The 929-nt window shown below is 39.6% G+C and carries 1 protein-coding gene and 1 pseudogene; both read right to left on the bottom strand.

Going from position 1 to position 929, the window contains the following annotated elements; genetic code table 11:
- Positions 1-356, bottom strand: a pseudogene (locus WMO43_RS14085) (site-specific integrase); the annotation flags it as partial.
- A gap of 160 nt (positions 357-516) precedes the next feature.
- A partial coding sequence (locus tag WMO43_RS14080) for a transcriptional regulator (RefSeq protein WP_353531588.1) occupies positions 517-929 on the bottom strand: 413 nt, incomplete at its 5' end.

Raw genomic sequence — 929 nt, 5'->3', positions numbered from 1 at the left:
AAGAAGGCTTGTAAATGCTCAGATGTTACATTTTTCAACTTTCTCTCTGAAATTGGATGCTTCTTGATGTTGGTAATGGCACCGAGGTAATTCTGGACTGTCCCATTACTGAGCGTACCGGTCTTTAATTCTTCCTCTGCCCATATATCAAGTAATTCTCCAATTGTAATATTTTCCGACTTTGCAATGAATTTCTTGCTTTCGTAATCGTCCATTGCCTGACGGAGCAGTTTTTCCGTTTCACTTTTACTTTCTGTTCCAGCGTATTCTTTCTGAACCAGATTGCCGCTTGCATCTTCTACATAGAAGCGGTAGTACCATTTCTTTCCTTTTTTTCTTACAGATCCTTTTGCCATAATCGTGTGTCTCCTTTCGATATCAGACAATCGGAACTGATGAAATGCTTCTTGCGTGTAGGCATCTTATGGACAAGTCCATAAGCCAATTCGCCGCTCGTCAAATCTGTAAACAGCCTGACTTGCTCGTGCTCATTGTATCATAACTCCGGTTGTCGTTCTATACCGAATCGGAATCCTCATATAAAACTTCTGATAAAAGATTTTCAAGCCTTTGTTCTGCTATTTCCGGTTTCTTGGAATAGAGCCTTACAATATCTGCCATATCATTAAAGGCATTAACGGTATGGGTGATCTCCCGGAGAAACATAATCTCGTTATATTCATCATTCGATTCAAATCCCATTGCCTTTGCAATATCCGCTTCATTCGTGTTGCCCTTGTAATTCTTGCAGGCAAACTGGAATGATTCCAGAAACAGGTTATATTGCTTTAACATCAACAGCAGTAAATCTTTGGAAAAAGCATCTTCCTTTTTACTAAGGTCGAGAGGTAACTGTTTGAGAATATCGCCCATTGCATCACGAATCTGTAATTCTTTCTTATCCGTAATATCGGTTTCGTATTCATCGG

Source organism: Maccoyibacter intestinihominis, from assembly GCF_040096355.1.
Classification (GTDB): Bacteria; Bacillota; Clostridia; order Lachnospirales; family Lachnospiraceae; genus Maccoyibacter; species Maccoyibacter intestinihominis.
This window is presented reverse-complemented; position numbering and strand designations above follow the sequence as displayed.